The sequence below is a fragment of the Dokdonia genika genome (assembly GCF_042652845.1).
GTDB lineage: Bacteria > Bacteroidota > Bacteroidia > Flavobacteriales > Flavobacteriaceae > Dokdonia > Dokdonia donghaensis.
Genome location: NZ_JBHSHB010000016.1, coordinates 1 through 25,359, shown reverse-complemented (window position 1 = coordinate 25,359; position 25,359 = coordinate 1). Strand labels below are relative to the sequence as shown.

Below are 25,359 nucleotides of genomic sequence, written 5' to 3'. Positions count from 1 at the left end.
TTCACAATGTGAGACAAGATTATGATATCATTATTGTAGGAGGTGGCCTTGCGGGACTAACCGCAGCTCTCCATTTATCCCAATCTGCTCACAGCATTCTTCTTATAGAAAAAAATGAGTTCCCAAAACATAAAGTATGCGGTGAGTATGTCTCAAATGAGGTTTTACCGTATCTCAACCGTTTAGGTGTAGATCCCATCGCTCACGGAGCAAAGGAAATTACAAAATTTGCTTTCTCAGGTTTAAGCGGTGAGGTGCTTCGCATAGATTTACCACTAGGTGGTTTTGGTATAAGTAGGTATGCGTTAGATTATATGATGTACAATAAGCTTATTAAAAACGGCGTCACCGTTGAGAGAGCAAGCGTTTTAGACATCACGTATTGTGATGAGATGTTTGAAGTAGCCATCACAGATAAAAGCTATAGAACACCACACGTAATAGGAGCCTACGGAAAGCGGAGTACGCTAGACATTACGCTTTCGCGAAAATTTATTTCCACCCGTTCTCCTTGGCTCGGTGTGAAGGCACATTATGAAACAGATTTTCCAGAAGATGAAGTTGCCTTGCATAACTTTAAAGGCGGGTATTGTGGTCTATCTAAAGTAGAGACAGATGCTGTAAATGTTTGTTATCTGGCAGATGTTGCATCATTTAAAAAATATAAAGATTTAGATACCTATCGAGTTGAAGTATTAGAAAAGAATAAAGAGCTCAAGTCATTTTTCGCGAAAGCGAAACCCTTGTTTAATAAACCACTCACCATAAGTCAGATATCCTTTCAAAACAAGCAGACTGTGGAGAATCACATACTTATGATAGGTGATAGTGCAGGTCTTATTCACCCCTTATGTGGTAATGGTATGGCGATGGCGATACATAGTGCTAAGATTGCTAGTGAGTGTTTATTAGAATTTCTATCATACCCAAAAAGTAGAGCGCTTCTTGAACAAAATTATACCAAGCAGTGGAAGGCTGCATTTACAACCAGAATGCGCAACGGTGCTATCATACAGCGAGGCTTGCAAAGCGATACTATCACTAAAGTAGGTGTGAGAGTTTTACAGCAATCACCTAGATTACTCACTAAGATTATAACATCTACTCACGGCAAAAACCTCTTATAATGAATTTTAATAAACGTAGTACTGCTCCAGAATTAATGGATGACGCAGAGTTGCCAGAAGCAGAGCTGCGTCTTGCTCTCAAAGATCTAGCTGTGGTAAACAAATACTTAGGTGGTAACCAGATTACAATCACTGCACTTGAGGGTATGATTACCTCACAACCCGATAAAAAACTTTGGAGAGTGATGGATGTAGGTTGTGGAGATGGGGAGGTTTTAAGACAGATTGCAAGACATTTTAAAAACCTAGATTATAAGATAGAATTTATAGGGCTTGATATAAATGAGAAGAGCATTGCCAGAGCAAGAAAGAAGTCAGAGGGTATCTCACATCTCACGTTTAGTACTCAAAATATACTTACGCTAGACGCTGCTACAGCAGGGTGCGATATTATTTTATGCACCTTGACAATGCATCACTTTACAGACCAGCAAATCTGTACCTTTATTAAAACCTTTGTGCAGCTTGCAAGTACAGGAGTGATTATAAATGATTTACAGCGCAGTAAGATTGCTTATCGTTTGTTTCAGCTTTTTAGCGGTATATTTATGAAAAGTAAGATTGCTAAGTATGATGGTAAGGTGAGTATAGCTAGAGCCTTTAAAAAAGAAGAATTAGAAACCTATTCAAAACAACTCGCACTAGATAGTTATTCCATACAGTGGAAATGGGCATTTAGATACTTGTGGGTTATAAAAACAATATGAGCGTAAAAATCACAACGGTAGCAAAGCAGCTGCCACAGTACTCTCGCACCACAGAGGAGATCTTACCTTTTTTAGACATATGGTTAGACGGGCAAGAAGATCGCTTTAAGAGGAAGGTAAAAAAGATTTTTGGCAATGCCGCTGTAGATAAGCGCTACAGTATTATGGCACCAGAGGAGGTATTTACTGCTACTAGTTTACAAGAAAAAAACGATATCTACACGCGAGAGGTTGTAAAGCTAGGAGAGCAAGTGCTCTCAAAAGCACTTGATAAAGCTGCGTGGGAAGGGCAATCGCTAGATTTTATAATAACAGTGAGCTGTACAGGTATTATGATACCTTCACTAGATGCCTATTTAATAAATGCTTTAAATTTAAGACAAGACATTGTACGCCTTCCAGTAACAGAGATGGGATGTGCAGCTGGTGTAAGCGGTACCATTTATGCAAATGAGTTTCTTAAGGCAAATCCTGGCAAGAGAGCGGCGGTGATTGCTATAGAGAGTCCTACGGCTACCTTTCAGCACGATGATTACTCTATGGTAAATGTGGTGAGTGCGGCAATTTTTGGTGATGGAGCTGCCTGTGTTTTATTATCGAGTAGAGAAGAAGACAATGGGCCAGAGATAGTAGATACCGCAATGTATCACTTTTACAATGCCCAAGAGATGATGGGTTTTAAGCTGGTAAATACAGGTTTACAAATGATATTAGACCAGCAAGTACCACAACAAATAGCAGATAAGTTTCCAGACATTATACACCCGTTTCTCGCACAAAATGGATTTAGTATAGAAGATGTAAACCACCTTATATTTCATCCAGGTGGGCGTAAAATTGTAGAGACGGTAGAAGACCTTTTTGGTAAACTAGGTAAAAATATAGATGATACAAAAGAAGTTCTAAAGTTGTATGGTAATATGAGTAGCGCCACTGTTTTGTACGTTTTAGAACGTTTTCTAGACCGACAGTGTGCTCCGGGGGATCTAGGGATAATGTTGAGTTTTGGTCCTGGTTTTTCGGCACAACGCGTACTTTTAAAATGGTAATAAGAGATGAGTCAAAGCTATAAAAATAAATATGCTGTTATACTGGGTGGAAGTGCTGGATTAGGCCTTGCCACAGCAAAGAAGCTTGCCCACGAAGGAATGAATATAATTATCATACACAGGTCAAGACGTAGTGTGGTCGCAGCTTTTGAAGATGCTGTGCGGGAGATGGAGGTCTCTGGCTGTGAGATTATATCTTATAACACAGACGCACTTAACCCTAAGAAAAGGCAAGAGACTGTAGATGATATTTTAGCAAAACTCGGTAAAGGTGTCATTAAATTAATCTTGCATAGTATTGCGCGCGGTAACCTAAAACCGCTGTACAATACAGAAGGAGGTAATACACTTTCAAATGAAGATTTTAAAGGCACGCTGGATGCAATGGCAGTGAGTTATTATGATTGGGTTTCCGCTTTCGCGAAAGCGGAATTATTTACCCCATCTGCAAGAGCCATTGCGTTTACGAGTGAGGGTAGTAGTCGTGCGTGGCCACAATATGCAGCAGTTGCGGCGGCAAAAGCTGCTCTAGAGAGTATCTCACGCGGAATTGCCCTAGAGTTTGCACCGCTGGGCATAACGTCTAACTGCATACAAGCTGGCGTTACAGATACCGAAAGTTTACGCCTCATACCGGGTAGTGATAAGATGAAAGAAATGGCGGTTAAGAGAAATCCATACCAACGACTTACACTTCCTGTTGATGTGGCAAATGCAGTGTATCTTTTAACAAGAGACGAAGCCTCGTGGATTAACGGTGCAACAATACCAGTAGATGGTGGTGAACACATAAGATAATGAGCGGAGAAGAAATCATTGCAGCACTACCATATGGCGAGCCATTTTTATTTGTAGATACTATAAATATGGTTACAAAAGAGGAGATACACGGTAGTTATACCTTTAAACCCGAGGCTTTTTTTTACAAAGGCCATTTTAAAGATTTACCTGTTACTCCTGGAGTCATTCTTACAGAGTGTATGGCACAAATAGGTCTTGTAAGCTTAGGTATTTATAAAATGCAAGATAAGGACCTGTCTCAATTACAAGTAGCTTTCACAAATGCACAAACGGAGTTTTTAAAACCTGTATTACCAGGAGAACGAGTAATAGTAAAAGCTGTACAAAAATACTTTAGATTTAATAAATTAAAGTGTGTCGTAAAGTTATATGATGAAGGAGGTGATATTTGCGCTCAAGGTGAGCTAGCAGGAATTTTTAGCACAAAAGATGAAGCATAGAGTAGTGATTACGGGTATGGGAGTATGTGCTCCCAACGGAATAGGGCTAGCACAATTCTCTGATGCCATATTTTCGGGTAAAAGTGGTGTTACTTTTCATCAACAGCTAGCAGATTTGAATTTTGGCTGTCAGATTGCGGGACAGCCTGATGTTACTCCTGAGCTTTTAAAAGAATACTTCACTCCCTTACAGTTACGTGATTTACAAAGTTCTGGTATTGAGTATGGTATGATAGCAGGTGTAGACGCTTGGAAAGATGCTGGTCTTAATATTATGGATAAAGATGCTGTAGACTATGATAGTGGGATCATTTTTGGCGTTTCGCTACTGGGTGCAGAAAAATTTAGAAGCGCTATTTACCAAACTGATGAGGGTAAAGTACGCCGCTTAGGAAGCACTACAGTTATCCAAACAATGGCAAGCGGGATAAGCGCCTACTTAGGCGGTTACATAGGCTGCGGCAATCAAGTTACAACAAATAGTAGTGCCTGTACTACAGGTCTTGAGAGTGTTTTGATGGGATATGAGCGCGTGCGCAATGGTGATGCTGTGCGTATGCTAGTAGGGAGCTGTAATGACAGTGGTCCTTACATATGGGGAGGTTTTGATGCTATGCGTGTACTTACTAAAAAATATAATGAGAACCCTACGGCTGGCAGTAGGCCTATGCAAGAAGATGCAAATGGTTTTGTACCGGGCAGTGGGGCAGGAGCACTTGTGCTAGAATCTTTAGATAGTGCACTGTCAAGGGGAGCTCGCATTTATGCAGAAGTTATAGGAGGAGCTGTAAATAGTGGAGGACAGCGTATGGAAGGTACTATGACAGCGCCTAACAGTGAGGCAGTGCAGCACTGTATACGTACTGCTGTAAGAAATAGTGATATAAATAGTCGAGATATAGATACCATAAATGGTCACCTTACATCTACGGGAATGTGCCCTACAGAGATTAAAAACTGGAGTGAAGCGTTAGAGTTAAGGGGTAAAGATTTTCCTTATATTAATTCTCTCAAGAGTATGACTGGTCATTGCCTTGCTGCCGCTGGTAGCATTGAGACTGTGGCAACCATATTAGAACTTAAAGATAATAAGGTCTTTGGCAATATAAATACAGGTAATTTACATCCAGATATAAAGGGTATAATAGATGATAGCTGTGTGCCTAGTCATACCGTAAATAAAAAAATTTCTATAGCGGCTAAGGCTAGTTTTGGCTTTGGAGATGTAAATTGCTGTATGATATTTAAAAAATTTACAGCTTAAAATAAATTTGATAGTAACCTGACGAGTAAAAAATCTCATCGCACATTTAAAGATATGAACGCAAAGCATTACGACGAGTTAAAAAACATTATTAAAATCTATCTTCCAGAAGATGTCTCTGTAGATGATATTAAACCTACCAGTCATCTTACTCAAGAGCTTAATATAAATTCTGCAAATCTGGTAGACATCGTATTAGATGTAGAAGATCATTTTGATATTACCATAGAGGACGATGAGATAGAAAAGATGGAAACTGTAAAATCTGCTATTGAAATTATAGAAGCAAAGGTTTTATAAGGCTTTTTGAAGTAAAAAAGTTATTCTAAAAGCTCCCGATAGGGGGCTTTTTTATTTGTAGTACATTTCTTTATTAAAAATAACGCATTTTTATTCCGAAGTATATTTACTTTATTTTTTGTGCTAACCGATAAAAACTTACTTTTTAATAGTTTGATTTACAGTTTTTTAAGTTTAGTGTAGTTTGGGATTAATATAATTTGTAATTTTAGTCTGTAAGTAAACTTTTATCGGTGCATACTTATAATCAATGGTTTATACGATGTTTTTGTACCTTACAGACATCAATCAAACGAACATTTATGAAATCATCACTCATTGCATTATTACTTTTTCTAAGTATCCCGCTAGTCGCTTTTTCAAATCCTACGATAGACCCAGACGAAAATACTACACAAGAAACTCAAGAAGGACTTTATATTGATACAGCAAGCGCGTTAGAGCGTGAGGCCATTTTGTATACCAAAAATGGGCAAGGAGATAAGGCGGTAGCATCTCTCGAAGCTTATATTGTAAAAACTGGTGATTTCTCTCTTTTAGAAAATAGCGCATATGAAGCTTTAAAACGTAATAACGGCTTTATTGAATTAAAAGATAAGTACTTAGTTAAGTTTAGTATGGGTACTTTTTTCTATTTGTATGTAGGGTTGATAGGTATATTTATTGCCCTCATTCTAAATGCGAGAAAAAAGCAAGATAAAATGGCAAATGGTCTTATAAGTCTCTTTGTCTTTATGCACTCTTTTTTCTTAATACACGTAGCACTTTATTTATCTAATTATGTGTATTATGAGCCGCACACATTATCGATGTCTGCGCCGTTTTCATTTTTATATGGTCCTGTACTTTATTTTTACATTAAGCGAATCACAAAAAATTATGAGTTTAAAAAGACAGATGCGCTGCATTTAATACCTACGGTTATATTTTTAATACTGCTTATCCCAGTCTTTGCAATGTCTGCCGAGGGAAAATTAGAGATTATGCTTGGTGAAGGCTCTTACTCTACACTGCCGTATTTAGTGCCGGCTACTATATGTAAAGTAATATCTCTTGTAGTCTACGGATTTTTTACTATCAAACTCTATCTCAATAATAAGCAAGCAGCAAACGTTGAGATAAAGCAATTGCGTTTACGTCGTAACATAGTTGTTGTGCATAGCGTGTATGCAGTGTTTTATGCCCTTTATGCATTTATATTAATACAGTATAGTTTTGGAAGTGATTTGTTGCATATTCAACTCTTAGCAATGACAGGCCTTGTATTATATGTGGGGTATGTGGCTTACTCAAATCCACAGGCGCTTATAGGGACTACGGTTGTTAAAGTAAAAAAGGCGGTAAACAAATATCAAAACTCTGGTCTCACACCGAGTTTCTCAAATGAACTCAAAGAGCAACTTGTCAAGTTGTTAGAAGAAGATAAACTGTATAGACAAAGTACTCTCAAACTGGAGTATGTTGCAGAGCGACTAGGTACAACACGTCACAATGCTTCACAGGTAATAAATGAGCATTTTGGCCTTAACTTCTTTGAACTCATAAATAAATATAGAGTAGAAGAGGCTATGGAACGTTTAAAAAACAACCCAGAAAACCTTAACATCATAGACATTGCCTATGAGGTAGGCTATAATAACAAAGTGACTTTTAATAAGTCATTTAAAAGATTTTGTGATCTCACACCTACACAGTTTCTCAAGCTTGAAAATGTGAGCTGATCATTGTATTAAATAGTTGGAATATTCATAATCGGCTCTCAAGTAGAGTCGACTTTTTTGTGCGTCTGTGCGGTAGCTTTTACGCTTTCGCGAAAGCGTAAACCCTTTTTCATTAATCATTTCCTCATTAATTACCAGGCTATAATGATCTGAAGTTTGTACCCAGTACCCCAGCCAGTCTAATGTAGACTCTTCATAATAAAGATACCAAGTATCTGTGCCATCTTGAAACGTCACTTTAAGCTCGTGTGCTGGTTTACCTTGAAAATCTGTAATACCTGAGTACGTTTTTACCGAGCTATCTGTATCTAGCGTGTAGGGAAGACCTAACACAAAAGTTGCGGCATATAGTTTGTTTTGTAGAGCCTTCCTGCTTACAGATGTATCACGTGTACCATCCTTAAACTGCAGTATAGCAGTATCCCTCTGTATGAGTTTGTACGTGTGTAGGCTGTCTTTCCAGGTGATAGATCTCATAGCGCCATTTGTAAAATCATAGGTGTGTTTTTCGAGACGGTCTATTTCGGTAATGCTGTCTTTATCGTAAAGTTTGAATGCTTTCTCAAAAGAGAGTGATTTTATACCCTCGTAGTTTTCCTTTCCTCCGCTGGAGTTCATTATCTTTTTTAATAACGAGTTTCCAGTTATTATTTCTGGTTGCACATTCTTATCATTGTTATTAAATATGATTATTAATGCTACTGCCACAGCTCCAGCTATAGCAATAAGTGCAAGTCTTCTTTGTAAACCTCTTAGTATGGCCATAAATATGATTTAACAAATGGTAAGATACAAATAGTGGCTGTTTATGGTAGAAAAAAGGGATGGTCTAGGAGTGTTTTATTTCGCGAAAGCGTAAAAATATAGCAATCAACAAAGAGATTTTAAAATTGTTAATTACTTCTTTTTTTTGTGCTTACTTAACCCATCGCAAGTCCTTATATTAGCGACTCCACGACATTTTATGGCTCAAGAAACACAATACAACGAAGATAATATACGCTCCCTCGACTGGAAGGAGCATATCCGTATGCGTCCCGGGATGTATATAGGTAAACTAGGCGACGGCTCAAGTGCAGATGATGGTATCTATATCCTTGTAAAAGAGGTGCTTGATAACTGTATCGATGAATTTGTAATGGGTGCGGGTAAGACCATTGAGATTTCTATACAAGGCGAAAAAGTAATCGTACGCGATTACGGCCGTGGGATTCCGCTAGGAAAAGTGGTCGATGTGGTTTCAAAAATGAACACGGGTGGTAAGTATGACTCGCGTGCATTTAAGAAATCTGTAGGACTCAACGGTGTAGGTACAAAGGCTGTAAACGCACTTTCTAATTATTTTAGAGTAGAGTCTACAAGAGATGGTAAATCTGCAAGTGCAGAGTTTGAGCGTGGAGAGCTTACAAATCAAGACTTGCTAAATGAGACTTCGCGTAGGCGCGGGACTAAGGTTTCGTTTGTACCAGATAGTGAGATATTCAAGAACTTTAAGTTTCGCTCTGAGTATGTGGAGCGCCTTATAAAGAATTACGTATACCTTAATCCGGGTCTGACCATTGTTTTTAACGGTGAGAAGTTCTTTTCTGAAAATGGATTAAAAGATTTACTATCTGAGTCTATAGCAGAGGGGGATAGACTTTATGACATTATTCATCTTAAAGGTGAAGATATTGAGGTCGCAATCACACACAGTAAAACGCAGTACTCAGAAGAGTATCACTCTTTTGTAAACGGGCAACATACCACTCAAGGAGGTACACACCAAGCGGCTTTTAGAGAAAGTATCGTGCGTACGATACGAGAGTTTTATGGTAAGAACTATGAAGCTTCAGATATTAGAAAGTCCATTGTTTCTGCTATAAGTATTAAGGTGATGGAGCCTGTTTTTGAGTCGCAAACAAAGACCAAACTGGGTTCTACAGATATGGGAGGAGACTTACCTACGGTAAGAACCTACATAAATGATTTCTTGAAAACGGCCCTTGATAACTTCTTGCATAAAAATCCGCCAGTGGCAGATGCCTTGCAACGCAAGATTTTACAAGCAGAGCGTGAGCGTAAAGATCTCTCTGGAATAAGAAAACTTGCAAAGGAGAGAGCAAAAAAAGCGAGTTTACATAATAAGAAATTAAGAGATTGCCGTATACACCTTACAGATAGTAAGAAAGCCCGAAACCTAGAGACTACACTGTTTATCACAGAGGGAGACTCTGCATCTGGATCTATAACAAAGTCACGAGATGTAAACACACAAGCGGTTTTTAGCCTTAAAGGGAAACCTCTCAATAGCTACGGTCTTTCTAAAAAGATTGTTTACGAAAACGAAGAGTTTAACCTATTGCAAGCGGCACTCAATATAGAAGAGTCTATTGAAGATTTGCGCTATAACAACATTGTAATCGCTACCGATGCCGATGTAGATGGTATGCACATACGCTTGTTACTAATTACATTTTTTCTTCAGTTTTTTCCTGAAGTAATAAAGGAAGGACATCTGTATATACTTGAGACGCCACTTTTTAGAGTACGTAATAAGAAAGAAACCATATACTGCTACAGTGATCAAGAAAAGGCAGATGCGATGGCAAAGCTAGGCGCAAAGCCAGAAATTACCCGATTCAAGGGACTTGGTGAGATATCGCCAGATGAGTTTCAGTTTTTTATAGGAGAAGATATTAGGCTAGCACCAGTAATGCTCGACAAAGCACTTATGATAGAAGATCTTCTCTCTTTCTATATGGGTAAAAACACCCCAGATAGACAGAAGTTTATTATTGAAAATCTAAAGGTAGAACTAGATAGAGTAGTAGAGGAGTAAAAGAATAACGCTTTCGCGAAAGCGTAAACTAAATCAATGAGCGAAGAAATAAACGACCATAACCAAGACGAAGAATTAAACTCAGATATGCTTCCATCTCAAACTGGAGAAGGAAGTGGGGAGACGATTACTCGTGTCTCTGGAATGTTTGAAGATTGGTTTTTAGACTATGCATCTTATGTAATACTTGAGCGTGCTGTACCTGCAATAGAGGATGGCTTTAAGCCTGTGCAGCGACGTATTATGCACGCACTTAAGGAGCTAGATGATGGTCGTTATAATAAAGTAGCAAATGTAGTAGGGCACACGATGCAGTATCACCCTCACGGTGATGCGAGTATAGGTGATGCAATGGTGCAAATAGGTCAGAAAGACCTACTTATAGATACACAGGGTAACTGGGGTAATATTTTAACCGGAGACCGCGCGGCGGCATCTAGATATATTGAGGCACGCCTCTCAAAATTTGCACTAGATGTTGTGTATAACCCAAAGATTACAGACTGGCAGGCCTCTTATGATGGGCGTAAAAAAGAGCCTATAAACTTACCGGTAATGTTTCCTTTATTACTTGCTCAAGGTGCAGAGGGAATTGCTGTAGGCTTAAGTACTAAGGTGATGCCTCACAACTTTATAGAACTCATAGATGCTTCTATAAAACATCTTAAAGGAAAACGATTTACTATTTATCCAGATTTTCCTACCGCTGGTATTGCAGATTTTACAGACTATAAAGATGGTTTAAGAGGCGGGAAGATACGCTGTCGTGCTCGTATGAGCCAGCAGGATAAAAACACGCTGGTAATTACTGAGCTACCTTTTGGACAGACTACTACATCGCTCATAGATTCTATCCTTAAAGCAAATGATAAGGGTAAAATCAAGATAAAAAAGATAGAAGATAATACCTCTGCAAATGTTGAGATTCTTGTGCATTTGCCTAGCGGTATTTCTCCAGATAAAACCATAGATGCATTGTATGCATTTACAAATTGTGAGACATCTATATCACCACTAGGTTGTGTTATTGAAGATAACAAGCCACTTTTTGTGGGAGTGTCAGAGATGTTGCGCAGGTCTACAGATCGTACAAAAGCACTTCTTAAGTCTGAGTTAGAAATCCAGCTTGGAGAGTTTGAAAACCAATGGCATTATGCTTCTCTAGAGCGTATTTTTATTGAGAATAGAATTTATCGTGATATTGAAGAACAAGAAACTTGGGATGGTGTAATTAAAGCTATAGATGAAGGTTTAAAACCTCACATAGGTCACTTGAAACGTGCTGTGACTGTAGAAGATATTACACGTCTTACGGAGATACGAATTAAACGTATATCTAAGTTTGATATTGATAAAGCACAGCAGAAGATAGATGCACTTGAGGATCAAATAGCCCAAGTAAAACATCACTTAGATAATCTTACACAGTATGCGATAGACTACTTTACGCGTCTCAAAAAAGATTACGGAAAAGGAAAAGAACGTAAAACAGAGATCCGTGTTTTTGACGATATTCAAGCAGCTAAGGTTGTGCTCAGAAACACTAAACTTTATGTAAACAGGGCCGAAGGTTTTGTAGGTACTTCTCTTAAAAGGGATGAGTATGTTACAGATTGTTCAGACATAGATGATATTATTGTATTTACAAAGTCTGGATCTATGATGGTGGTTAAGGTGGAGTCTAAAACCTTTATAGGTAAAGACATCATACACGTAGCTATCTTTAAGAAAAAAGATAAACGCACCACCTATAATATGATTTACAGAGCAGGTAGTGGACTACCTACTTATGTAAAACGTTTTAATGTTACCTCTGTCACACGTAATAATGATTACCAGCTTGCTGGTGATAAAAAAGGAGCACAGGTACTCTATTTTAGCGCAAATCCAAATGGTGAGGCAGAGCTTGTTACCGTCTATTTAAGAGCTGTAGCCTCTCTGAAGAAACTTAGACTTGAGGTAGACTTTGCAGATGTACTCATAAAAGGGAGATCTTCAAAAGGAAATATTGTCTCAAAAAATGCTGTAAAATCTGTAGAGCTTAAGGAGAAAGGCCTTTCTACGCTCAAGCCTCGTAAAATATGGTTTGACGAGACTGTGCAAAGACTCAATCTTGATGAGCGCGGAGATCTTTTGGGAGAGTTTAGGCCAGATGATAGATTGCTCATTATAAACCAGCACGGTAATGTGCGTACCATTATACCAGAGGTAACGCACCACTTTGATGATGATATGATTGTACTAGAGAAGTGGGTGCCAAAAAAGCCTATAACCGCAATTTATTGGGATGGAGAAAAGGAACGTTACTACGGTAAGCGCTTCTTAATAGACAGTCCAGATAAGGAAGAAACCTTTATTTCAGATCATAGCAACAGCCAGCTAGAACTTGTATCTACAGACTGGAGACCTGTTGCAGAGATGGTTTTTTACAAGCAACGTGGTAAAGACCAGCGTGAGAATGAAACGGTGTCTATGGAAGATTTTATAGCTATTAAGGGTATTTCGGCAATGGGTAATACGTTCTTTACCGAAAAGCTAAAAGGCCTCAACTGGATAGATTCTCTACCTTATGAAGAAGTGCAAGAAGTACCTAAAACGGAGATAGAAGTAGTAGACGAGAAGGTTGTTAGTCCTTCAGGAGACCCTACTGCACAGGGCACAAAGCCTAGTGATGATGAAAACGGGGATGACGGCGAAGGGCAAACTACCTTATTTTAATAGCACAGCATTTGAGTATTTTGAACTCAATATCCATTTTTAATCTTACGAAAACATAAATTAGTTTGCCGTATATTTGGTAGACTAGACCTATTTTATGTGGTAGTATTATGAAGCAGTTAAGACATTATATCAATTTAAAGATCCTTTCTTTGGTGTTATTTGTTTTTTTTTCCGCTTTCGCGAAAGCGTATACTACATATGATCCCTGCGCATTACTTACTTCACCCGTACAAGGAGCTACAGATGTAGGAGTAACCGAAACGATATTTTTTGAAGATATACCTGGTGCGGTGAGTTACTTTGTAGATCTAGGTACTACCCCTGGTGGCATAGACATTCTTAATAATTATAACGCAGGAAGTACCCCTCAGTTTACAGCCCCACAAGGATTTCCAGAGAGTACATTAATATATATTACTATAAGAGGTTTCTTTCCGAGCGGTAATACCGTGAGTTGTGATGCTCAATTTTTTACTACAGAAGATAATACGCTTCCGCCAGGATGTACAGAAGTTGTTTCTCCCATAAATGGCGCGGTAGATGTATCTGTAAGCACAAGCATTTCGTGGTCTTATGCTCCACGAGCTACAGGTTACATTATAAACATAGGCACATCGCCTGGGGCCACAGATGTTATAAATGGGCAAGATGTGGGTAATACGCTTACGTTTACGCCACCATTTGACTTAGATTCTGATACAACATATTATATTACCATAATACCTTATAATGAAAACGGGCAAGTTACTACCTGTACAGAAACTAGCTTTACTACAGAGGTCATAGCATCTGAGATACCGGAGTGCACGCAACTTTTTAGTCCTATAGATGGGGCAATAGAGGTTGCTCTTACACCACTGCTTGAGTGGTTTCCGGTAGATAATGTAGAAGGCTATTTGATAAAAATAGGCTCAACCCCAGACGGCGATGATGTACTAGCAAATACAAACATAGGGGTAACCACATCTACACCTGTAATAGACTTTGAGGAAGGCGTTACCTACTATGTAACCATCACACCCTTTAATGCAGCTGGGCAAGCTCAGAATTGCACGCAAACTAGTTTTACAACAACACTGGGCTGTGGACCGTATACAGACGGTATTACAGGTGAAATGGTCGATCTTAACCCTGTAATTAATCTTGAAGATTCTTATGAGATTTGTGAAGAACAATCTCCCTTGCAGTTAAGTTATCAAGATCCTTACGAATCTATCTTTTGGTATGAGATTATAGAAGGGCAGCAACAACTTCTCTCATCAGATCCTAGTATTGCTATCACTCAGACAGGCACATATTTGCTAGAAGTAAATGAAGAGGCGATGGTAGAGGCAGGTTTTGTAATCTGCACAGCCACGCATATGTTTGACGTGACAATATCTACAGCTCCTGTAATAAGTAATCTAGTTATTTCAAATCAAGGTGCAACGGCAAGTGTGCTTGTGGAGCTAGAGGAGGAAGGAAATTTTGAATTTGCTAGTGGTAATCCTGCAGGACCTTATCAAGCTAGCCCATTATTGCAAAATATAAATCCATTAGATATACAAGTATACGTGAGAGATATAGGGGGCTGCGGTATGGATAGTAGAGTAATACGTCCAGATCCAGGTTTTCCAAAATATTTTACACCTAATGGTGACGGTATAAATGACACCTGGCAGGTAAGGGGAGTAGTAGTAAATGGAGAGACAGTTACTAGCATAGAGATTTATGACCGTTACGGTAAGCGATTAAAAACCATTTTGCCTTATGGTATTGGCTGGGATGGAACCTACCACGGAAGACAATTATTAGATAGTGGGTTTTGGTACAAAGCAAATACAACGTCTAATGTAATCTTTACGGGCTACTTTTCATTAAGACGACAATAGAATAGGTACGCTTTCGCGAAAAAATAAATTTATTTTATCATCAGTTAAATTAATTTATTATTGATTTTGAGAGCATTACCATTAGAGATTAATTTTTAAGGTAAAGTTTATAAATTAATCCTCATTTTATTCTTGTTTTCTTGTATTTCTTGATGTACATTTGCATCCGCTTACAATAAGCAAGTTCATTTATTAGTGAAAGGAGAGGTGCCTGAGTGGCCGAAAGGAGCGGTTTGCTAAATCGTCGTAGGTGGAAACACTTACCCAGGGTTCGAATCCCTGTCTCTCCGCAAGTGTCAAAAAAAGTCTATTTTATAGATCTTTTTGATGTATGAGATTATGCACTTAGTGCAGGTCTCGGGGTATAGCGTAGCCCGGTTATCGCGCCTCGTTTGGGACGAGGAGGTCGCAAGTTCGAATCTTGCTACCCCGACATTTTGTTGATTAGGGCTCTTAGCTCAGCTGGATAGAGCACCTCCCTTCTAAGGAGGCGGTCGAAGGTTCGAATCCTTCAGGGCTCACAACATTCAAGAAACCACATCTTTTATAGATGTGGTTTTTTTGTTTAGCCTACTTCCATTTACATTTTCATATAAAGACCTTCCACCTCATAGAACAACTTAAGCTACACAGGTCAAAAAGATTGTGGCTTTAGTTTATAGCAAACGACCTCAAAATTGTAGGATTAATGTTAACAAGCTTGTTATATTACAAAGTGTTCGCACTCAGTGTTTGAGTGTGATTTTTCATATCTTTCGCTAGGTTTTATTTGAGTTAAAATAAAACTGGCATTTATGGTAAGAAATCTCCATTAAAACGATACCCATTATGAGATCATCTTTAATTCTAATACCTGTATTATTACTATCTCTTTTTACTGTGCAAGTTAATGCGCAGGCAATAACAGTAGATGGAAGTGCAACAACCGTTGCAGATGTTGAAACTTTAATTACAGATATTCTTATAGGTAGTTCTAGTGAATGTGCAGAAATTAGTAATGTTTCAAAATCTACCGGTATAGATCAAGGTGCCGGGGTAAATGGGATTGGTTCATTTGAGGCAAATGGAGCAGATTTCCCTTATGAAGCTGGGATAGTATTAGTCTCAGGTAATGTAAATAATGTACCAGGACCAGAAGTAGACGGTACACCTAGTGGCGGCGGCTGGGCAGGTGATCCAGATCTTGAAGCAAATACTACAGCTATAAATACTAATGATGCAAGTTTTATACAGTTTGATTTTACACCATTTGTCGATGAGTTAAATTTTAACTTTATAATGGCCTCCGAAGAGTATAATCAAGGTTTTGAATGTTCATTTTCAGATGCATTTGCCTTTATTTTAACAGACTTAACGACAGGCGTAGTTCAAAATCTAGCTGTACTTCCTGGTACAAATACTCCAATTGAGGTGACTAATATTCATCCAGAAGTACCTGGAAATTGTCCTGCTATAAATGAGGAATATTTTGATCGTTATAATTTTTTACCATTTAATCCAGAAGCAAATTCTGCTATAAACTTCCGGGGACAAACGGTTTCATTAACGGCAGTAGGAACTGTAGTAGTGGGTAATCCGTATACTATAAAACTTGTAGTTGCAGATCAAGGTGACTCTATTAGAGATATCGCAGTTTTTTTAGAAGCTGGGAGTTTTAATTTAGGAGTTGATATAGGTGGTGATAGAATAGGTTCAGAATTTAATGCTGCTTGTGAAGGAGAGACACTTACGCTTGATGCTACATTTGATGGAGCTCTAAGCTATGCTTGGGAGGTAGATAATGGTGGTGGATTTGTACCGCTACTAGACGGTGCAGGGATGCAAGTTACAACACCTATTATAGATGTTAATGTAGCTGGCGAATATAGAGTGTTAGTAGATGCAGGAACCGGATGCCTTGGTGAGGATACAGCTATCATAGAGTTTGCAGAGGCGATTTACAATGATCCTTTGGATTTAACTGTATGTGATGATCCATCTGGTGATGGTGTTGAAATTTTTAATTTAAGTGATCAAACATCAGATATTTTAGGAACACAAGATCCTATGGTTGTAAGTGTTACCTATTACGAAAATCAGTCAGATGCAGAGATGAATATTAATCAGATTTCTAATCCTGATTCATATACAAATACATCCAGTTCTCAAGAGATATGGGTTCGTGTAGAAACAGATTTAAGTCCAGATTGTTTTGAGGTGGGCTCATTTATAATTTCGGTAAATAGTCAAACTATTGCAAATGATCCTGGAATTTTTATCGTTTGTGATGATGCATCAGATGGTAGTGATACAAACGGAGAGACTGTATTTGATTTATCATCGTTAAATAGTCTTATTCTTGACACTCAAGACCCAACTATGTTCAACGTTTCTTATCACGAGACGGCTATGGATGCAACAAACAATGCGATGCCATTACCATTTGCTTATACTAGTACGGATGATATGATATGGGTGCGAGTTGAAAATAATGGCGATGTAAATTGTTTCGCAATTAGAGAGATCACGCTTGATGTGGCAGAGCTTCCAGTACTTTTAAATAGTCCAGTACTGTTATCGCAATGTGATACAGATCAAGATGGTTTTGCTTTTTTCAATCTCACAGAAGCACAGACCTTACTTAGTGCCGATTCAAATAATGAAACGTTTGTTTATTTTGATTCTGGAGGATCACCAATAGTCGACCCGACGGCATATTTTAATCAAACAGCAAATAATNGAACCCCTTTTTAGCCTTCCAAAACATTCAAAAAAATTACCTGAACTTCGCTAGATGTGTTACTGTTTCTCTAAGCGGGTGCAAATATACAACTGTTTTTAATACTGACAACTTTATTTTGAAAAAAATTATTTTTTTCTGAAGCAATAAAAACAACAATCTTTAAGAACAACTCTTACAAATAAACCTCTATTTGTTAGCGGCTGCAAAACTACAACCTTTTTCGACTTTACAAACTATCTTTTGAAAATAATTTAAAATAAATTTTAAAGCCAATTAAACAGACATTTATAAGAACTACCGCTTGCAGTCAAACGGGTGGCAAAGATACACAGAAGTTCAAGTCTGACAAGAAAAAATGTGAAATATTTCTAAAATTCCTCTCAAAAACCCAACTACAACAGCTATTAAAACCATAGAACACTGATATGCTATTAATTGAACACAAAACACCTTTCGCGAAAGCGTAAAAAACTTTGTCCTATATATAATGTAAAACAGATTACCTAGTTATTGTAAACCTACATCGAACATCCTATCTTTGCTTCTTATAAATAATCGAACTATGATCAATATCACTTTGCCAGATGGCAATGTAAAACAGATGGACAAGGGAGCTACTCCTATGGATGTCGCAAAGAGCATCAGCGAGGGGCTGGCGCGCAACGTTATTTCTGCAAAATTTAATGGGGAGACCGTAGAGACCTCTACCCCACTTACAGAAGATGGATCGATTACCTTATTTACCTGGAATGATGATGAAGGGAAGACTGCTTTTAGACACTCTTCTTCTCACGTGCTTGCCCAAGCTATATTAAAGTTATACCCTGGGGCAAAACTTACTATAGGTCCAGCTATAGAAAATGGTTTTTATTATGATGTTGATCTAGGTGATCAAACTATTTCTGATAAAGACTTTAAGAAGATAGAAGATAAGATGCTCGAGATTGCTCGTGGAAAGCACGATTTTAAAATGCGATCTGTAACAAAGCAAGAAGCTCTTGATAAATATAAAGGTGAAGGAAATGAGTTTAAGGTAGAACTTATTGAAAATCTAGAAGATGGAACTATCACTTTTTGTGATCACGACGACTTTACAGATTTATGTCGCGGAGGACATATACCTAATACAGGTATCATAAAAGCCGTAAAGATTATGAGTGTTGCTGGTGCATACTGGCGTGGTGATGAAAACAAGCCACAACTTACTCGTGTTTATGGAACTTCTTTTCCAAAACAAAAAGATCTTAAGCAATACCTAGAACTTCTAGAAGAAGCAAAGAAGCGTGACCACAGAAAACTAGGAAAAGAACTTGAACTATTTACCTTCTCACAGCGCGTAGGTCAAGGTTTACCTTTATGGCTACCTAAGGGAGCTGCTTTACGTGAGCGTTTAGAAAACTTTCTTAAAGCTGCACAAAAGAAGCAAGGCTATGAGATGGTGGTATCTCCACATATAGGTCAAAAAGAATTATATGAAACATCTGGCCACTATGCAAAGTATGGAGCAGATAGCTTTCAACCTATACAAACACCTAACGAGGGTGAAGAGTTTTTACTCAAACCTATGAACTGTCCTCACCACTGTGAGATATACAACAGTCGCCCGTGGAGTTATAAAGAACTACCTAAGCGCTTTGCAGAGTTTGGAACCGTATATCGCTATGAGCAGTCTGGAGAGCTACACGGTCTTACGCGTGTAAGAGGATTTACTCAAGATGATGCACACATTTTCTGTACACCAGACCAGCTGGATGAAGAGTTTATGAAAGTAATAGACTTGGTACTTTATGTTTTTGGCTCATTAGGGTTTGAAGACTTTACAGCTCAAGTCTCTTTACGTGATCCAGAAAATCCAGATAAATATATAGGAGAAGACGAAAACTGGGTAAAAGCAGAAAATGCAATTCTTAACGCTGCAAAAGCAAAAGGGCTTAACTATGTTGTTGAAACTGGTGAGGCAGCATTTTATGGACCCAAGCTAGACTTTATGGTAAAAGATGCCTTAGGTCGCAGCTGGCAACTAGGGACTATACAGGTAGATTACAACTTGCCTGAGCGTTTCGAATTACAGTACAAAGGCAGTGACAATGAGATGCACAGGCCGGTAATGATACACCGCGCCCCTTTTGGCAGTATGGAGCGATTTGTTGCTATATTATTAGAACATACGGGTGGTAATTTCCCACTTTGGCTTATGCCACAGCAAGCTACAATTCTGACATTGAGTGAGAAATATGAGAAATATGCTCAGAATGTATTAAATTTGCTAGAAAATCACGAAATTCGCGCCCTTATAGATAACCGAGGCGAGACTATGGGTAAGAAAATACGGGAAGCAGAGATGCAAAAACTTCCGTTTATGCTTATCATAGGAGAGCAAGAGGAAAAAGATGGCACAATATCTGTAAGAAGACACGGTGGTGAGGATTTAGGTAGTATGACTATAGACGCTTTCGCGAAAATTGTATCTACCGAGATTGCATCGACAATGAAAACATTTGATTAAGTTTAATTTAAAATAGAAAAGCCATAGCAATACGTAGAAAAAGATCGAGAGGTCCTGCAAGGATCATTAAGGAAGACCAACACAAAATCAACCAAAAGATACGTGCAAAAGAAGTACGTCTAGTGGGAGATAACGTGGAAGTAGGGATTTACCCTATCCAAAAAGCACAAGCACTAGCTAGCGAACTAGAGCTAGACCTTGTTGAAATATCACCTAACGCTGCTCCGCCAGTTTGTAAGATTATAGACTATAAAAAGTTTGTTTACGAGCAAAAGAAGCGTGAAAAGATAATGAAGGCAAAAGCCTCAAAAGTGATAATCAAGGAGATTCGTTTTGGTCCTAACACAGATGATCACGACTACGAGTTTAAAAAGAAGCACGCAGAGAAGTTCCTTAAAGAAGGAGCAAAACTTAAAGCGTATGTTTTCTTTAAAGGTCGTTCTATCATCTATAAAGATAAAGGAGAAATACTACTTCTTAAGCTGGCTCAAGAGCTAGAAGAGTTAGGAAAAGTAGAGCAACTCCCAAGACTTGAAGGAAAGCGTATGACAATGTTCATCGCACCTAAAAAGAAATAAATACAATACAGACTCGAGTGTAACTCAAGAACTGTAGTTATTATATAAACCCTCCTACTCAATGAGTAAGGAGGGTTTAGTAAGAAAATAAGTGAGATAATTTAAAAAATAGGAACAGATGCCTAAAATGAAAACAAAATCCAGTGCTAAGAAGCGTTTTAAGCTTACCGGAACTGGTAAAATCAAAAGAAAGCACGCTTTTAAGAGTCACATTTTGACAAAAAAATCTAAGAAGCGCAAGCTAGCTCTGACGCACGACGGTCTTGTACACGAAGCAGATGAGAACAATGTTAAATTGATGCTTAACCTTAAGTAATCACTTTAACCGGTTAAAACAAATTATTTTTAAACCCTGGAGTATGGCCGTCTCGCCGCTTAAGAGCGAGATACACAAGAGCACACAGTGTGTGTCGCCTGCTACAAAAACACATTAAATTATGCCTAGATCAGTAAATTCAGTTGCTAAAAGAGCCCGAAGAAAAAAGGTGATGAAGCAAGCCAAAGGATACTTTGGAAGACGTAAAAACGTATGGACAGTTGCAAAGAATGCAGTAGACAAAGCAATGTCTTATGCATACAGAGACCGTCGTCAGAAGAAAAGAAATTTCCGTTCATTATGGATTACTCGTATTAATGCGGGTGCTCGTATGCACGGTATGTCTTATTCTCAGTTTATGGGAGGAGTTAAAGCAAATGGAATCGAGCTTAACCGTAAGGTGCTTGCAGACCTTGCTATGAACCACCCAGAAGCGTTTGAAGCAATAATTAATAAAGTAAAGTAAGGCGCAAGCCTCATTTAATAATACATCTCACTTATATAAAATCCCGCTCTTTTGAGCGGGATTTTTGTTTTTAAACTCATTTACTTACCGTGTTTACCTCTATAGTTTACAAGAGTGTTTACGCTTTCGCGAAAGCGTAATACAACACCTTGCACCTCCAAAAGCAGACAATTACCTCCCCTCTAGTACCTTGATAGTCAAAATATCACTATTTTTAAGGCACACCTTATACCAACTAGAGGTTATGAAAATCCAAAACTACGCCCTACTTATAGTAATCTCGCTATGTACACTTCCTGTATTTGCACAACTGGGTAGCACTCATTATCTACCGCCGTTACATACACGAGTAGGAATTACTAATGCTACAATTTATATTTCTACACCTAATGGTAGTGCAACAACCCCTGTAGACGTAGAGATAACTACAGGAGACGGGACCGTATTGCAAACAAGCCAGATTTGGAACGGAAACACAAGCACGTATGAGATAGATGTGTCTGGTAACTCTCCAATTCTTGTAAGTGAATCTCAACTTAACACTGCTATAACCACAAAAGGGATTATAGTAAATGCTTCAGATCTTATTTATGTGAGTTTGAGAACATACGTGACAAATCACGCAGGATACCTCACCGCCAAAGGCGAAGACGCCTTAGGCTCTAGGTTTAGATTGGGTAGCGCACGATTACTTAACACTAATGCATCACACAGTTTTTTTGCGAGTATTATGGCTTCTCAGGATAATACAACCGTTACATTTTCTGATTATGATGCTGCAAATATGGTTTTTCAAAATGGTTTAAACCCCACTATTACCCTTAATACAGGAGAAACCTTTGTGGTCTCTGGCTACAGTAACACTGTCGCAAATAGTGAAGGTTTTATAGGTGCTCTAGTTGAGTCGGACAAGCCTATTGTAGTTAATACAGGAAACTTAAATGGCAATTTTTATCAAGGTCAATTTGCAAGCTTATTTTCTGATATGCTTATTGATCAAATTGTAGATGAAAGCGCTACCGGTTTTGAATATATGCTCATAAGAGGTGGTGGTAATGATAGTTCTGAAGTTCCTATTATTATTGCGAATAATGACAATACCGATATTTATGTAAATGGTGATTTTATTGCAAATATTCCAAATGCGGGTGACTTCTTATATCTGGATGACCCATCTTTATATTTACCTAACACGGGAGATGCTCATAGAAATATGTACATCTCAACTCAAGACCCTTCCAAGACATTATATGTCTATCAAATGCTAGCAGGAAGGAATGGCACAAATGATGACCCTACCAATGGAGGTTCTAATTTCCCTAGCGCAACACCTGGTATGAATTTTATACCTCCATTAAGTTGCTTCTTTCAGAAAACAGTAGATTTAATACCTGAAGTCACTGAGATTTATCCTAACAATCCACAGAATTTTACAGGTAATGTTTTAATAACATCAAGAGTAGGTAACACTGTAACCGTTAATGGAACAAATTTAAATCCAGCAACTGCCCTCCAAAACCCAGGCACCTCAGAATGGGAAACCTACTTTGTGAGTGGGTTAATGGGTGATGCAGTAATTGTTTCTGATGGACCCATTGCTGCTGGTCTGTTTGGTAGTTTTAATTCAGCCGGATTTGCAGGCTACTACTCAGGATTTGCTGTAACACCAGAAGATACAGATACAGATATATGTACTGCAGCTGGACCCATAAATCTTCTGGAGCGGTTTGATGGTAATCCGCCCGCGGGAGGGACTTGGACACCTCCTTTAGATAGTGGTACAGACATTTTTGACCCTACTACAGATCCCGTATCTAACCCCTCACTTATATATAACTACGTTGCCGTGGGCGATTGCGACCCTATAGATGTTGATATCACAATAACCCTAGTAGATAATCCTTCCATTGATGTTATAGATGATCTTACTGCTTGTGAAACTTTTACACTCGCTGACCCCGCTACCCTTTCGGGAAATTTTCTCAATAACCCTCAGTATTACACAGCTCTACAATCTGACCCTACTGCCGCGCTTATAGACTGGACAACTCCCATCACCACAACGACCACTGTATTTGTTTATGATGAAAATCCCGCAGACCCAGATATGTGTCCAGATGAATTTAGCTTTACCGTAACTATTACAGATGAAGCAATAGCAAACCCTGTACCACCAGTACGTATATGTGATGATAATACAAATGATGGTACTGCGATTTTTAACTTAGAAATGTTAACCGAAAATATCATTTTAGGTTCTCAAAGCGCAGCTAGTTTTACGGTGACCTGGCATACTACAGAGCAACAGGCTATAGATAATGTAATGCCTTTTACTACACCTGCTGCATATGACACAACAAGCACAACTATTTACGCTAGAATAGAGAGTAACTCTAGTGCGATTTGTTTTGACACCACCGCTATCGACCTCATAGTAGACAGTCAACCCACAGCAAATGCAGTTCCTACACAAAACATCTGCGATGATAGCTCTGCAGATGGAATAGAGAACTTTGACCTAACCACCCTTAACAGTATTATTTTAGGAACTCAAAGTAGTACACTATTTAATATAGACTTCTACCCCACTCCTACTGATGCTTCTTCAGAAACTAATCTAATTACAACTCCTACTAATTTTACTGTTACCGGCACAGAAACTATTACTGCCAGAATAGATAATGTAAGTAACGATAGCTGCGCAGATTTTACAGACATTACTTTAACTATTATACCACAAGCTACAGCTACAGACCCTGGATCATATATAGTTTGCGATGACAGTGCAGATGGAGATGACACAAACCAGTTTACCACCTTTGACTTATCTACACTAGATGATGATATTCTAAATGGTCAAGATCCTACAATTTTCACTGTTACATATCACGATAATCCAGGAGATGCAAATGCAAACAATGGTGCTCTACCCACCTCATTTATTAATACTGATGCAGAAGTACAAGCCATCACGGCAAGAGTATCAAACACTCAAAACGATGCCTGCTTTGCTATTGTTACTTTTAATATAGTTGTTGCTCCTCTACCTGTCATAAACTCTCCTGTATCACTAAGTCAGTGTGATATTGATCAAGATGGCTTTGCATTCTTTAATCTAACAGAGGCGCAAGTTTTATTAAGCAGTGATTCTGAAAATGAGACATTTCTATATTATGACCTTAGTGGTGCTGCAATAGCTAATCCTACAGCGTACACAAACCAAATACAAAACAACGAATCCATAAGCGTTACTATATCTACAGTAAATGGATGTACACGTCAGGCTCAGATTGACCTTGAGGTAGATACTTCAGAGATTCCTGATACTTTTCAATTAGAATATTTTGAGTGTGATACAGATAGTGATGGTCAATCTGTATTTGATTTTTCTGATGCTACATCACAAGTGCTAGCTTTATTTCCTGCTGGGCAAATGCTTACTGTAAGCTACTACGAAACCCAGCAAGAAGCAGAAACAGAGACCAATCCTATTACGGCAACTATTGATGCCTATACAAATAACCTCACCTATACAGATGCAAATGGACAGCAAGGTATTTGGGTACGTGTAGATGGCGATACTGCAAATGACTGTCGTGGTCTAGGAATACACGTATTGCTCAATGTGGAGGCTAACCCCACCTTCCTACCCAACATCTCTTCACTTGAAGAATGTTCACCTATCGCAAATGCTGCACAATTTGATCTAACCCAGAACGATGCCGAGATTACGGGCGGTGATTCTAATATTCTTGTTACTTATTATGAAAATGTAGGGAATTACACGGCGATGAATGCTATTGCTAACCCTACCACTTTTTCAAACAGTAGCAACCCTCAGACCATTTACTACAGTCTAGAGGATGCTACTACAGGCTGTACTACGTTTGATTTTGTCAACCTTGCGATGAACTTTGAGCTCATCGTAAACCAGAATCCTGTACTCACC

18 protein-coding genes and 3 tRNA genes are annotated in these 25,359 nt (G+C 38.5%); 20 read left to right on the top strand and 1 reads right to left on the bottom strand.

What is annotated here, in order from left to right:
- Window positions 1-8 precede the first annotated feature (8 nt).
- The 8 genes from ACFO5T_RS09765 (at window position 9) to ACFO5T_RS09730 (ending at window position 7,409) form a co-directional block, all read left to right on the top strand.
- Window positions 9-1,127: an NAD(P)/FAD-dependent oxidoreductase gene (locus ACFO5T_RS09765; protein WP_380033968.1), complete on the top strand. Its 1,119-nt coding sequence runs from the start codon at window positions 9-11 to the stop codon at window positions 1,125-1,127.
- Complete coding sequence (locus tag ACFO5T_RS09760; protein WP_380033966.1) at window positions 1,127-1,834, top strand: methyltransferase domain-containing protein; 708 nt, start codon at window positions 1,127-1,129, stop codon at window positions 1,832-1,834. The genes ACFO5T_RS09765 and ACFO5T_RS09760 overlap by 1 nt, the downstream gene beginning before the upstream one ends.
- Window positions 1,831-2,883, top strand: a complete 1,053-nt coding sequence (locus tag ACFO5T_RS09755; protein ID WP_380033964.1) for a type III polyketide synthase — start codon at window positions 1,831-1,833, stop codon at window positions 2,881-2,883. Before ACFO5T_RS09760 ends, ACFO5T_RS09755 begins: the two co-directional genes overlap by 4 nt.
- 6 nt (window positions 2,884-2,889) lie before the next feature.
- The gene (locus ACFO5T_RS09750) at window positions 2,890-3,681 is read left to right on the top strand and encodes an SDR family oxidoreductase (protein ID WP_380033962.1); all 792 of its coding nucleotides are present in this window, start codon (window positions 2,890-2,892) and stop codon (window positions 3,679-3,681) included.
- Window positions 3,681-4,124 (top strand): 3-hydroxyacyl-ACP dehydratase FabZ family protein, encoded by a 444-nt coding sequence (locus tag ACFO5T_RS09745; RefSeq protein WP_380033960.1) that lies wholly within the window; start codon window positions 3,681-3,683, stop codon window positions 4,122-4,124. The genes ACFO5T_RS09750 and ACFO5T_RS09745 overlap by 1 nt, the downstream gene beginning before the upstream one ends.
- Window positions 4,114-5,388: a beta-ketoacyl-[acyl-carrier-protein] synthase family protein gene (locus ACFO5T_RS09740; RefSeq protein ID WP_380033958.1), complete on the top strand. Its 1,275-nt coding sequence runs from the start codon at window positions 4,114-4,116 to the stop codon at window positions 5,386-5,388. Before ACFO5T_RS09745 ends, ACFO5T_RS09740 begins: the two co-directional genes overlap by 11 nt.
- A gap of 54 nt (window positions 5,389-5,442) precedes the next feature.
- On the top strand, window positions 5,443-5,688 hold the full coding sequence (locus ACFO5T_RS09735; RefSeq protein ID WP_021778925.1) for an acyl carrier protein: 246 nt from the start codon (window positions 5,443-5,445) through the stop codon (window positions 5,686-5,688).
- Between the two features lie 302 nt (window positions 5,689-5,990).
- Window positions 5,991-7,409, top strand: a complete 1,419-nt coding sequence (locus ACFO5T_RS09730) for a helix-turn-helix domain-containing protein (protein WP_380033955.1) — start codon at window positions 5,991-5,993, stop codon at window positions 7,407-7,409.
- Here ACFO5T_RS09730 and ACFO5T_RS09725 read toward each other — a convergent pair whose 3' ends face one another.
- A complete protein-coding gene (locus ACFO5T_RS09725) occupies window positions 7,410-8,174 on the bottom strand; it encodes a hypothetical protein (protein WP_380033953.1) in 765 nt (254 codons plus the stop codon).
- A 199-nt stretch (window positions 8,175-8,373) separates the two neighbouring features.
- Here ACFO5T_RS09725 and ACFO5T_RS09720 point away from each other — a divergent pair, with 199 nt between their 5' ends.
- The 12 genes from ACFO5T_RS09720 to ACFO5T_RS09665 all read left to right on the top strand — a co-directional run.
- Entirely contained in the window at window positions 8,374-10,230 is a 1,857-nt protein-coding gene (locus ACFO5T_RS09720) for a DNA topoisomerase IV subunit B (RefSeq protein ID WP_380033951.1), read from the top strand.
- Window positions 10,231-10,266: 36 nt separating this feature from the next.
- Entirely contained in the window at window positions 10,267-12,948 is a 2,682-nt protein-coding gene (locus ACFO5T_RS09715; RefSeq protein WP_380033949.1) for a DNA gyrase/topoisomerase IV subunit A, read from the top strand.
- Between the two features lie 155 nt (window positions 12,949-13,103).
- Window positions 13,104-14,822: a T9SS type B sorting domain-containing protein gene (locus tag ACFO5T_RS09710; RefSeq protein ID WP_380034294.1), complete on the top strand. Its 1,719-nt coding sequence runs from the start codon at window positions 13,104-13,106 to the stop codon at window positions 14,820-14,822.
- 201 nt (window positions 14,823-15,023) lie between these two features.
- A tRNA-Ser gene (locus ACFO5T_RS09705) sits at window positions 15,024-15,112 on the top strand.
- A gap of 68 nt (window positions 15,113-15,180) precedes the next feature.
- Window positions 15,181-15,255: transfer RNA gene (locus tag ACFO5T_RS09700), tRNA-Pro, on the top strand.
- A 14-nt stretch (window positions 15,256-15,269) separates the two neighbouring features.
- A tRNA-Arg gene (locus ACFO5T_RS09695) sits at window positions 15,270-15,343 on the top strand.
- Between the two features lie 307 nt (window positions 15,344-15,650).
- Window positions 15,651-17,555: a choice-of-anchor L domain-containing protein gene (locus ACFO5T_RS09690; RefSeq protein WP_380033947.1), complete on the top strand. Its 1,905-nt coding sequence runs from the start codon at window positions 15,651-15,653 to the stop codon at window positions 17,553-17,555.
- A gap of 551 nt (window positions 17,556-18,106) precedes the next feature.
- Window positions 18,107-20,050, top strand: coding sequence for a threonine--tRNA ligase (thrS, locus tag ACFO5T_RS09685; protein WP_380033945.1), 1,944 nt, complete (start codon window positions 18,107-18,109; stop codon window positions 20,048-20,050).
- A gap of 65 nt (window positions 20,051-20,115) precedes the next feature.
- On the top strand, window positions 20,116-20,628 hold the full coding sequence (infC, locus tag ACFO5T_RS09680) for a translation initiation factor IF-3 (protein WP_262485475.1): 513 nt from the start codon (window positions 20,116-20,118) through the stop codon (window positions 20,626-20,628).
- A gap of 118 nt (window positions 20,629-20,746) precedes the next feature.
- On the top strand, window positions 20,747-20,944 hold the full coding sequence (gene rpmI, locus ACFO5T_RS09675) for a 50S ribosomal protein L35 (protein WP_021778209.1): 198 nt from the start codon (window positions 20,747-20,749) through the stop codon (window positions 20,942-20,944).
- 121 nt (window positions 20,945-21,065) lie between these two features.
- Window positions 21,066-21,410 carry a 50S ribosomal protein L20 gene (gene rplT / locus ACFO5T_RS09670; protein ID WP_021778208.1) on the top strand — a complete coding sequence of 115 codons (345 nt, stop codon included), beginning with the start codon at window positions 21,066-21,068 and terminating at the stop codon, window positions 21,408-21,410.
- Window positions 21,411-21,654: 244 nt separating this feature from the next.
- Window positions 21,655-25,359, top strand: a 3,705-nt coding sequence (locus ACFO5T_RS09665; RefSeq protein ID WP_380033942.1) for an IgGFc-binding protein, incomplete at its 3' end; no start/stop codon positions are given.

Excerpts from the sequence above, each read along its gene's own strand:
- ACFO5T_RS09760 (WP_380033966.1), top strand. The coding sequence starts at position 1,127 with ATGAATTTTAATAAACGTAGTACTGCTCCAGAATTAATGGATGACGCA.
- ACFO5T_RS09755 (WP_380033964.1), top strand. The coding sequence starts at position 1,831 with ATGAGCGTAAAAATCACAACGGTAGCAAAGCAGCTGCCACAGTACTCT.
- ACFO5T_RS09750 (WP_380033962.1), top strand. The coding sequence starts at position 2,890 with ATGAGTCAAAGCTATAAAAATAAATATGCTGTTATACTGGGTGGAAGT.
- ACFO5T_RS09745 (WP_380033960.1), top strand. The coding sequence starts at position 3,681 with ATGAGCGGAGAAGAAATCATTGCAGCACTACCATATGGCGAGCCATTT.
- ACFO5T_RS09740 (WP_380033958.1), top strand. The coding sequence starts at position 4,114 with ATGAAGCATAGAGTAGTGATTACGGGTATGGGAGTATGTGCTCCCAAC.
- ACFO5T_RS09735 (WP_021778925.1), top strand. The coding sequence starts at position 5,443 with ATGAACGCAAAGCATTACGACGAGTTAAAAAACATTATTAAAATCTAT.
- ACFO5T_RS09730 (WP_380033955.1), top strand. The coding sequence starts at position 5,991 with ATGAAATCATCACTCATTGCATTATTACTTTTTCTAAGTATCCCGCTA.
- ACFO5T_RS09725 (WP_380033953.1), bottom strand. The coding sequence starts at position 8,174 with ATGGCCATACTAAGAGGTTTACAAAGAAGACTTGCACTTATTGCTATA.
- ACFO5T_RS09720 (WP_380033951.1), top strand. The coding sequence starts at position 8,374 with ATGGCTCAAGAAACACAATACAACGAAGATAATATACGCTCCCTCGAC.
- ACFO5T_RS09715 (WP_380033949.1), top strand. The coding sequence starts at position 10,267 with ATGAGCGAAGAAATAAACGACCATAACCAAGACGAAGAATTAAACTCA.
- thrS (WP_380033945.1), top strand. The coding sequence starts at position 18,107 with ATGATCAATATCACTTTGCCAGATGGCAATGTAAAACAGATGGACAAG.
- rpmI (WP_021778209.1), top strand. The coding sequence starts at position 20,747 with ATGCCTAAAATGAAAACAAAATCCAGTGCTAAGAAGCGTTTTAAGCTT.
- rplT (WP_021778208.1), top strand. The coding sequence starts at position 21,066 with ATGCCTAGATCAGTAAATTCAGTTGCTAAAAGAGCCCGAAGAAAAAAG.